This window comes from Dactylosporangium maewongense (assembly GCF_039531485.1).
Lineage (GTDB): Bacteria > Actinomycetota > Actinomycetes > Mycobacteriales > Micromonosporaceae > Dactylosporangium > Dactylosporangium maewongense.
Genome location: NZ_BAAAQD010000022.1, coordinates 180,694 through 190,157 on the forward strand (window position 1 = coordinate 180,694; position 9,464 = coordinate 190,157).

Annotated in this window: 6 protein-coding genes; 3 read left to right on the forward strand and 3 right to left on the reverse strand. The window is 73.1% G+C overall.

What is annotated here, in order from left to right; translation table 11 throughout:
* Positions 1–76: 76 nt before the first annotated feature.
* On the forward strand, positions 77–1,135 hold the full coding sequence (locus ABD332_RS42650) for an NAD-dependent epimerase/dehydratase family protein (protein ID WP_344509652.1): 1,059 nt from the start codon (positions 77–79) through the stop codon (positions 1,133–1,135).
* On the opposite strand, the gene ABD332_RS42655 is transcribed toward ABD332_RS42650, so the two are convergent.
* Together ABD332_RS42655 and ABD332_RS42660 are read right to left on the reverse strand one after the other, a co-directional pair.
* Positions 1,128–5,411: a fibronectin type III domain-containing protein gene (locus ABD332_RS42655; protein ID WP_344509654.1), complete on the reverse strand. Its 4,284-nt coding sequence runs from the start codon at positions 5,409–5,411 to the stop codon at positions 1,128–1,130. The genes ABD332_RS42650 and ABD332_RS42655 overlap by 8 nt on opposite strands.
* Positions 5,412–5,480: 69 nt before the next feature.
* A complete protein-coding gene (locus tag ABD332_RS42660; RefSeq protein ID WP_344509656.1) occupies positions 5,481–5,999 on the reverse strand; it encodes an O-acetyl-ADP-ribose deacetylase in 519 nt (172 codons plus the stop codon).
* A 28-nt stretch (positions 6,000–6,027) separates the two neighbouring features.
* Here ABD332_RS42660 and ABD332_RS42665 point away from each other — a divergent pair, with 28 nt between their 5' ends.
* Positions 6,028–6,462: an HIT family protein gene (locus ABD332_RS42665; RefSeq protein WP_344509658.1), complete on the forward strand. Its 435-nt coding sequence runs from the start codon at positions 6,028–6,030 to the stop codon at positions 6,460–6,462.
* Here ABD332_RS42665 and ABD332_RS42670 read toward each other — a convergent pair.
* Positions 6,459–8,294, reverse strand: coding sequence for an Hsp70 family protein (locus ABD332_RS42670; RefSeq protein WP_344509758.1), 1,836 nt, complete (start codon positions 8,292–8,294; stop codon positions 6,459–6,461). The two genes, ABD332_RS42665 and ABD332_RS42670, sit on opposite strands and share 4 nt — an antisense overlap.
* A 168-nt stretch (positions 8,295–8,462) precedes the next feature.
* Between ABD332_RS42670 and ABD332_RS42675 the strand changes: the two genes are divergently transcribed.
* Positions 8,463–9,194 carry an SAM-dependent methyltransferase gene (locus ABD332_RS42675; protein WP_344509660.1) on the forward strand — a complete coding sequence of 244 codons (732 nt, stop codon included), beginning with the start codon at positions 8,463–8,465 and terminating at the stop codon, positions 9,192–9,194.
* Positions 9,195–9,464: the final 270 nt, after the last annotated feature.

Genomic DNA, 9,464 nt, shown 5'->3' on the forward strand with positions numbered 1-9,464 from the left:
TAGGCGGTTGACGCCGGCCACCGAAGCCGACTATACAGTGCTTAGATTCTAAACGGCGCTTAGATTGGGGTTCGTCGTGTCGAAGGGAACGGTGCTCGTCACCGGCGCCACCGGCTTCATCGCCGGGCACTGCATCGAGGAGCTGATCACCCACGGGTACGCCGTGCGGGGGACGGTCCGCGACCCGGCCACCGCCGACGTCGCCCACCTGCGGGAGGTCGCCGAGCGGACCGGCGGCGCGTTCGAGGTCGTCCGGGCGAGCCTCGACGCCGACGCCGGGTGGGCCGAGGCGGTCGCCGGCTGCACGGCCGTCTGGCACGTCGCCTCGCCCAACCCGCCGTCGGCGCCGCGCACCGAGGACGAGGTCGTCCGGCCCGCCGTCGACGGCACCGTGCGGGTGCTGCGCGCCGCCGCCGCGTCGGGCACGGTCCGGCGGGTCGTGCTCACGTCGTCCATCGACGCCATCCGCCACGACCACGGCACCGCCGGCCAGGTGTTCACCGAGGAGGACTGGCCCGACGCATCCGGCGCAGGCGCCTACCCGAAGAGCAAGGTGCTCGCCGAACGGGCCGCGTGGGCGATCGCCCGCGAGCACGGCCTGGAGCTCGTCGCCGTCAACCCGGGGCTGGTCCTCGGGCCGCTCCAGCGGCCGATGCACACCACGTCCGCTGAGGTGATCCGGCTGCTGCTCAGCCGCGGGATGCCGGCCGTGCCGCGGCTGGGCTTCGCCGTCGTCGACGTCCGCGACGTGGCGCGGGCGCACCGGCTGGCCATGGAGACGCCCGCGGCCGCCGGCAACCGGTACATCGTCGCCGGCGAGCACCGCTGGATGGAGGAGATCGCGGCGGTGCTCGCCGCCGAGTTCGGCCCGCAGGGCTACCGCGTGCCGACCGCCCGCATGCCGCGCTGGCTCATGTGGACGGTCGCCCGCTTCGACCGGACAATCCGTCTGGCGTTGGGTTACGTCGGCGTGCCGGCCCTCGTCAGCGCGGAGAAGGCCGCCGGCGAGCTCGGCTGGACTCCCCGTCCCGCGAAGGAATCCATCGTCGAGATGGCCGACAGCCTGATCCGGCACGGCATCGTCCGGCCGGGCCGGCCCGCGAGAAACGGCCCGGCCCGGCAAAGTGTCAGTTGACGAGCAGGAAGTTGTCCACGGAGGAGGCCGACACCCAGCGACGGCCGTACGCCTCCGGGTTGTTGAAGTTGTACTCCTCCAGGAACACCATCCCACCGTCCACACCGGACACCCAGGCGACGTGCCCGTACTGGCCGCCGTTCCACTGCGCGATCGCGCCCGGCGCAGCGGTGTGGCTGATCGCGCCGCCGTACTTCGCCGTGGCCTCGTCCCAGTTCTTGGCGTTGTAGTAGTTGATGCCGTTGAAGTTCGGCGGCTTGCGGGAGTAGTACTTGTCGACCCGTGAGGCCACGAACGACGTGCACTGCTTCTTCACGAACTCGTACGGGTCCAGGTACGGGAACCAGTAGTCGGCCCACGGGTAGTCGTCGACCGGCCCGAACGCGATCACGGAGCCGCTGCGGCCGCCGTACTTGCCGAACCGGTCCGCCACGACGCGGTACTCGTAGCAGCCGGTCGTGTAGCTCACCGTCGACGTCGTGCTGGTGATCATCATCTTGATGGTCTGCCAGCCGCCACCGCGGCACGCCCGGGCCTCGATGGAGTACCCGGTCGCGTTCGCGGCCGCGCTCCAGGCGACCGTCACCGTCGACACCGAGGTGCTGGTCGACGTCGGGTACGCCCGCACGCCGCCGGGCGTGCCCGGCGTGATGATGGTGAGCGTCGCCGAGGACACGTTGGAGTTGCCGCTGAGCCCGGCGAGGTTCTCCGCCCGCAGCATGAACTCGTAGGTGCGGCCCGGCGTCAGCAGGCTCATCGTGAACGTGCAACAGGTGGTGACCGGGTACGCGGCACGGGTCCACGCCGAGGTCCCCGCATAGCGGTAGTAGATCCAGTAGTACACATTGGACGGACTCGACGCGGTCCAGCCGAGGCGCACCGCGGTGTCGCCCTGCGCCGCCGTGCTCAGGCTGCCCGGCGCGGTCGGCAGCGGCGGCATCGGCCGGGCACCCGCGGCCACCGAGGGCGCCGAGTCACCGGCGAGGTTCGTGGCCCGCAGCCGGAACTCGTAGTACGTGCCGTTCGTCAGGTACGTCACCGTGAACGTGCAGCACGTCGACAGCGGGTACTCCAGGCGCTGCCAGACCCCGCCGGCGGGGCGGTACTCGACCCAGTAGTAGACGTTCGGGGTGCTCGACGCCGTCCAGCGCAGCGTGATCCGCCCGTCGCCGACCGCCGCGGTCAGCCCGGTCGGCGCGGCGGGCAGCGGCGGCAGCGGCCGGGCACTGGCCACATTGGACGCCGGGCTGTCGCCGGAGACGTTGTTGGCCCGGACCCGGAACTCGTACGTGGTGCCGTTGGCGAGCAGCCCGACGGTATACGCGCAGCACGTCGTCACCGGGTACTGCAGGCGCTGCCAGGTGCCGCCGGCGGGGCGGTACTCGACCCAGTAGTAGACGTTCGCGGTGCCCGAGGCCGTCCAGCGCAGCGTCACCTGCCCGTCCCCGGCGGTCGCGCTCAGCCCGCTCGGGGCCTTCGGCAGCCCGCCGGTCGACGTGGCCCGCGCGGTCGCGGACGCCGGGCCCTCACCGCCCTGGTTCTCGCCGGTGACCTTGAACTCGTAGACGTGCCCGTTGACCAGCGGGCCCCACGACGCCGACGTCTTGTCGGTCGGCAGGCCCGACTTCGCGAACGCGGCGCCGGCGGTCACGTCCCGGTAGTACACCCAGTAGTACAGGCTCGGCGCTGGCGCGTCCCAGTCGAGGTCGATCGTGCCGTCACCGGCCGCGATCGCCGTCAACCCGGTCGGCGCCGGCGGCGGCGAGAACCGTGCCGTGGCGCGGGCCGTCGCCGACGCCGGGCCCTCGCCGGCGGAGTTCGCGGCGGTCACCGTGAACTCGTAGACGTGGTTGTGGGTGAGGTACCCGGCGGTGAACGACAGCGCGGTCGTCGGCAGCGACAGGCGGGTCATCGCGCCGCCGGCGGTCACGTCCCGCATCGCGATCCAGTAGTACAGGTCGGGTCCGGCCGACGCCCACGTCAGGCCGATCTGGCCGTCGCTGCGGGTCGTCGCGGTCACCCCGGTCACCTGCGGCGGCAGCGGCAGGTTCGGCGTGGACCGCACCAGGTTCGTCGGCCCGGACTCGCCGCCGGCCGCCACCGAGGTCACCTTGAACTCGTACTGGTGCCCGTTGACCAGATACCCGGCGGTCATCGTGCAGCACGTCGAGATCGGGATCGGCAGCTGCTGGAACGTGGCCTCACCGGCGGTCACGTCGCGCTGGTACACCCAGTACCACACGTCCGGCGTGGGGCTGGTGTCCCAGGTGAGCTGCACCTGCCCGTTGCCGGCGACCGCGCGCAGGTTCGCGGGCGCGGCCGGTGCCGGGTAGACGGCGGTCGCCTGGGCCAGGTTCGACGGCGGCGAGTCACCGCCGAGGTTGTTCGCGACGATCTTGAACTCGTAGCGGTGGTTGTGCGCGAGGTACCCCGCGGTCAGGGTGAGCGCGGTCGTCGGCAGCGGCAGCTTCGTGAAGTCGGCCTCGCCGTTGGTCACGTCCCGCTGGTACACCCAGAAGTAGACGTTGCTCGCGGTGCTGGTCCAGTCGAGCTTGATGGTGCCGTCGCCCTGCGCCGTGGCGGTCAGGTTCGCCGGTGCGGGCGGCACGGTGTAGTGCACGGTCGCCGTGGCCGACGTGGAGTACGGGGACTTCCCGCCGCCGTGCGAGGCGGTGACCACGAACTCGTACTGGTGGTCGTTGGTCAGCCACGCGATGGTCGCCGTCGTGTCGGCCGGGGTCGGGTCGCTCACCTCGACGTAGTCGGTCTCACCGGCGGTCAGGTCGCGGCGGGACACGTCGTAGCGCCACGCGTTCGGCACCGCCGACCACGCCAGGTTCACGGAGCCGTCGCTCTGCGGGACGGCGGTGAGCCCGGCCGGCGCGGCCGGCGGCGCGATCGTCATCAGGACGCTGCGCACCGGCGACGCCGGCCCTTCGCCGTTGGCGTTGCGGGCGGCCACCTTGAACTCGTACGTGTGCGCGGTCTTGAACCCGCCGAGCGTCGCGCTCGCGGTGGTGGGCTGGCCGACCCGCGCGAAGTGGGTCTGCCCGGCGGTGACGTCCCGCTGATACACCACATAGGACGGACTGCTGCCGGGCCACGACAGCGCGACCGTGCCGGCGCTGGACGCGGTCGCCGTCAGCGACGCCGGCGCGGCCGGGACCGTCGCCGGGTCGGGCACCGGCCGCGGCCACGCGATGTCGGCGAAGCGCGGGCGGTAGATGCGGGCGTCGTCGTAGAGGTCCCCGTCGTTGAGGGAGTTCACGTTGTACGACACCAGCAGCTTCCCGGACGGCGCCAGCTCCGGGTGCACGTGGGCGTCGTAGACGATGACCCCCGACTGGTTCGCCGGCTCCGGCGCGGTCAGCAGGTCGACCGGGCCGCTGAACGGGCCCCACGGGTTGCTGGCCGTGTAGGCGACGACCTGAGCGTTGAACACCACGTTGCTCTCGACCGTGACGAGGACCCACTGGCCGCCGAGCTTCTGCACGCCGTATGCGGTGCCGACGCCGGACAGCGGCAGCCGTGCGGAGCTCGCCGCGCTCGCCGACCAGCCGGTGCCGTTCCAGAACTCCCACGGGCCGCTCAGGCCGCCGGCCGGGACCCGGGCGAGGCGGGCGAAGCGCATCGCGTCGGCGGGCACGTAGTCAGAGCCGTAGATGTACGTGAAGCCGCCGTCGGTCACCAGCTGCGCGCCCCAGGTGACGGTGCTGCCGACCGCCGGGGTCAGGTCGGTGACCCCGGTCAGCGCGAGCGACGGCAGCGCGAACGTCGCCAGCACCGTGCCGCTGAGCGCCACGTCGAGGCTCCCCGTGCCGGTGCGGCGGTAGCGGTTGTAGACCACCCGCAGGTTCGATCCTTCGACCTCGCCGTCGCCGACCCAGTAGAACTGCCCGTCGGCCGTCTGCGGCAGCAGCGCCTGCGGCGCGCTCGCGGTGCCGCCGGTCAGGGTCGTGGTCAGCGCGCTGCCGTCCTGCACCACCATCGAGTTGTTGATGAACGGCGAGCTGCGCGGGCGGCTGTGGTCGGCGTTGACGGTGCCGAGCAGCGTGTCGGAGAACAGCCACACGATCCGGCCGTCGGGCAGCAGGACCGACGCCGTGCTGTCCGCCCCGCTCCACCTCCCGCTGGTGTCGCCGTAGGTGTTGAACGCGGTGGTCAGCTGGGTGCCCGTCATGCCGCCGGCGGGCGGCGCGGCGGACGCGGGGGTGCGGTCGGGCAGCACGTAGAGCAGCGCTGCGACCAGCAGCAGAACAGTCAGGCGGGCGCGCATGGTGCATGTATAGCGTTACATGGATGAATGGGTTACCCCGTGGTAACAAAGCGGGGCAAACCGGCGGGGTCAGCGCTCCAGAGTTTGGAGCACGCGCTCGGCCGTCTGCCGCGTCTCGTCGTCGAACAGGACGAGCCGGAGCAGCTCGACGCCGGCCGGCGCCGTGCGCATGCCCGCGAGGGCCTGCACGACGGCGTCCTCCTTCGGCCACCGGTACACGCCGGACGAGATCAACGGGAAGGCCACCGACGCCGCGCCCAGCCCGCCGGCGACCTCCAGCGAGCGTTCGTAGCAGCCCCGCAGCAGCGCCGACCGGTCCTCGGTCGCGCTCCACACCGGCCCGACCGTGTGGATCACCCACCGGGCGGGGAGGCGCCCGGCGGTCGTCGCGACGGCCTGCCCGACCGGCAGCCCGCGCCCGTACCGGCTGGCCCGCAGCGCGCGGCACTCCTCGAGGATCGCGGGCCCGCCCTTGCGGTGGATCGCGCCGTCCACCCCGCCGCCGCCCAGCAGTGATGTGTTCGCCGCGTTGACGATGGCGTCCACCTGCTCGGCGGTGATGTCACCCGTGACCAGCTCGACCCGCATGCCGCCCATTGTCCACTAGGGTCGGTGGATGGACTGCTTCTCGTGCCGCCAGGACGGACAGGCGGCCGCGCCGCCGCGCGAGCGCATCGCCGCCGACGAGCACTGGCGGGCCGCCCACTGCTTCGACACGAGCCTGCCGGGCTGGCTGGTGCTGGTGCCCCGCCGGCACGTGACGACGGTCGCCGACCTGACCGACGCGGAGGCGGCGGGGCTCGGGCTCTGGCAGGTCCGGCTGTCGCGGGCGCTGACGGCGGTGACCGGCTGCGTGAAGACCTACGTGGTGCAGTTCGCCGAGAAGGAGGGCTTCGCCCACGTGCACTTCCACATCGTGCCGCGGATGCCCGACCAGCCCGACGACCGCCGCGGCCCGGGCGTCTTCGGCTACCTGGGCGTGCCCGAGGAGGAGCGGGTCAGCGAGCGGCGGCGGGACGAGCTCGCCGCGGCGCTGCGGGCCCACCTTTAGCCGATCCGCTCCAGCTCGTTGGTGTAGTCGCCGTCGGGGCCGTACTGGATGAGCTTCGTCGCCTCGCACACATACCGTTCGGGCTTCACGGCGAGTGTGCCCTTGCCGCTGTTGTTGCGCTTGCCGTTGCGGTCGATGACCCAGCTGATCTCGCCCGACAGTCCACTGAGGACGACCGCGCCGTCGAGGATGCGGTAGTTGCCGGTGACCACACCGCGGAACGTCTCGGTCCAGCTCGCCCCGTCGAACGTGGCCTTGTAAGGCTGCGAGGCGTTGGCGTCGTAGGACATGCGCCCGGCGCCGTCGAACTCCTGCACGATGCCGGCGCCCCCGCTGAACTGCTGCCGCTTCGAGCCGTTGTTGACGTGGATCTCGCTGCTCGTCTGCCGCCACCGCCCGACCAGGCACGGGTCCAGCCCGGCCGCCACGCTCACGGTCGGCGACGGCGACACCGACGGAGACGGGGACGCCGAGGGCGTTGGCAGGACCACCGGAAGCGCGGCGGCCCGCACCCCGTCCGGCCGCTGCGACCACGCATAGGCACCGCCGCCACCGGCGAGCAGGAGCAGCACCGCGGCGCCACCGGCCAGCAGCAGCCGCCCTTTGTCGCGTTTTCGCTGATGTACCGGCGGAGCCGGCTGGACACCCGTTGCCCCCGCGACGCCGGAAGTCTGGATCGCGGCCTGCTCTGCCCACCCAGCAGCCGCTCTGGCCGCCGCGCCGCCGGCGCCACGTTCGACCGGTACGGGCGCTGCCGGCGTGACGGGTACGGGCGCTGTCGTGGCCGGTTGGTCGAAGCCGCGCAGGCTTCCCTCCGCCACCGCCAGCTCCGGCTGGTCCACCACCACCGGCGCGATCCCCAGCGCCTGGTCCAGGGCGGCCGCCACGGCAGGCATCCGGCTCGACCCGCCCGCCAGGAACACCGCCGCCAACGACGAGATCGGCTGCCCCGCGACGGCGAGCACCTCCACGCTCGTGCCGACGGTCCGCCGCAGCACCGGCTCCGCCAGCCGCCCGAGGGTGTCCCGGTCCAGCGGCACCTCCACGTTGAACAGCGGCAGGTGCACCAGCGTCGACGGCAGCCGCGACAGCATCTCCTTCGCCGTCCGCACGTTGTCCCACACCTGCTGCGTCACGCGCCGGTCGAGGGCGTCCTTGGGGTTGGCGAGGCGCGGCCAGTACCCCTGCGGATCCGGCACGACGTCCCGCAGGTGCGCGAAGACCGCCGCGTCGACGTCGAGGCCGCCGGTGTCGTCCAGCCCGAGCGTCGCGAGCAGCTCGAACCCGCCCTCCGTGCGCCGCACCACCGACGCGTCGAACGTGCCGGCGCCGAAGTCGTACACGAGCGCCGTGCCGCCCACGGGCACCCGGTGCCCCGCCACGTCGGCGAAGTAGTGCGCCGCCGCGACGGGCTCAGCAACCAGCCGCGCCCCCGCCGGCGCCGCGCCGAGCAGCACCTGCCGCCGCCGCTCGCCCCAGGCCGCGGGGCACGTGACCACGACGTCGGTCAGCGGCCCGACCGACATCCCCGCCGCCTCCGCGACCGCCCGGTCCAGCACCGCCTCGAACAGCCGCGTGACGGGCACCTCCGCGTCGCCGAGCAGCACCGACGCCTCGTCGACGCGGCGCTTCGGGTTGGGCTCCAGCCTGCCCGGGCTCGCCATCCCGAGGTGCAGCGCGTCCCGTCCCACGACCAGCCCGCCGCCCTCGTCCAGGCACACCGCCGACGGCATCAGCGGCGACCCGTCGAAGAGCAGCGGCCGCGGCTCCCGACCGTCCACCGCCAGCACCGCCACCGTCGTCGACGTCCCGAAGTCGATCCCCAACCGCATCACGCCCCACACGGTACTGATCGCCGTCACCGTCTCGGCAACGCCCGTGATCCCGTGCGGTTCCGGACAACCGTTCGGGATCACGGAAATCCGGCAACCGGCCCGCTTCGGCGTGGCGCCACGCCGGACGGTCGCGCGGGCCGGTCCGGGCGGGGCATGCTGGAGCGCATGACGGAGCCGGACGCCCCCAGTACCGCACGAATGATCGACTACTGGCTCGGCGGCAGCGACCACCTGCCGGTCGACGTCGCCGCCGCGCAGGCGTTCGAGTCGGCGTACGGGCCGTGCGCCGACATCTTCCGCTCGCTGCGCGCGTTCTCCGGCCGGGCGGTGCGCCACCTCGCCGCCGAAGGCATCGACCGGTTCCTCGTCTTCGGCGCCGGCATCCCCACCCGTGGCAACGTCCACGAGAACGCCCCCGGCGCCCGCGTCCTCTACACCGACATCGACCCGCACATCGTCGCCGCCGGCGGCAGCCTCGTCGCCGGGCACCCGGACGTCGCCTACACGCTCGGCGACGCCACGGATCTCGACGGCATCGACCCCGACGCCCGCGCCCGGGTGCTCGACGGCAGCCCGGTCGCCCTGGTGTTCCTGGGCCTGGCCGCGTTTCTCGACGACGCGACCCTGGCCCGCGCCCTAGACGCGATGCACGACGCCGTCCCGGACGGCAGCCGCCTCGCGTTCGACTTCGACAGCACCGAGCTCGAGTCGTTCCCGCAGGCCCTGGCGATGATGGGCCCCGGCTTCCACATGCGCGCCCCCGCCCGCTTCGCCGACCTGCTGGGCCCCTGGAGCACCACGTCCGACGGCATCGTGCCCGTCGCGCTATGGCGCCCCGACGGCGACCCCGAACAGGTCCCCGACGCCTTCTGGGGCGGCCTGGCCACCAAGCCCTGACACCTCGTCGTTCGGCCCTTCGGCAGGGCTCTCGATACTGACGGCGGCCTCGGACCGCTCCCGCGTCCGGTGCGCCCCGCGTCCGGTGCGTCCGTCTTCCGTCGTCCGGCGGGCGCTCCCCGCGTCCGGCGTCCGCGCACCGCTCCGCGCACCGCTCCGCGCACCGCTCCGCGCACCGCTCCGCGCACCGCTCCGCGCACCGCTCCGCGCACCGCTCCGCGCACCGCTCCGCGCACCGCTCCGCGCACCGCTCCGCGCACCGCTCCGCGC

Excerpts from the sequence above, each read along its gene's own strand:
- ABD332_RS42655 (WP_344509654.1), bottom strand. The coding sequence starts at position 5,411 with ATGCGCGCCCGCCTGACTGTTCTGCTGCTGGTCGCAGCGCTGCTCTAC.
- ABD332_RS42660 (WP_344509656.1), bottom strand. The coding sequence starts at position 5,999 with ATGCGGGTCGAGCTGGTCACGGGTGACATCACCGCCGAGCAGGTGGAC.
- ABD332_RS42665 (WP_344509658.1), top strand. The coding sequence starts at position 6,028 with ATGGACTGCTTCTCGTGCCGCCAGGACGGACAGGCGGCCGCGCCGCCG.
- ABD332_RS42670 (WP_344509758.1), bottom strand. The coding sequence starts at position 8,294 with ATGCGGTTGGGGATCGACTTCGGGACGTCGACGACGGTGGCGGTGCTG.
- ABD332_RS42675 (WP_344509660.1), top strand. The coding sequence starts at position 8,463 with ATGACGGAGCCGGACGCCCCCAGTACCGCACGAATGATCGACTACTGG.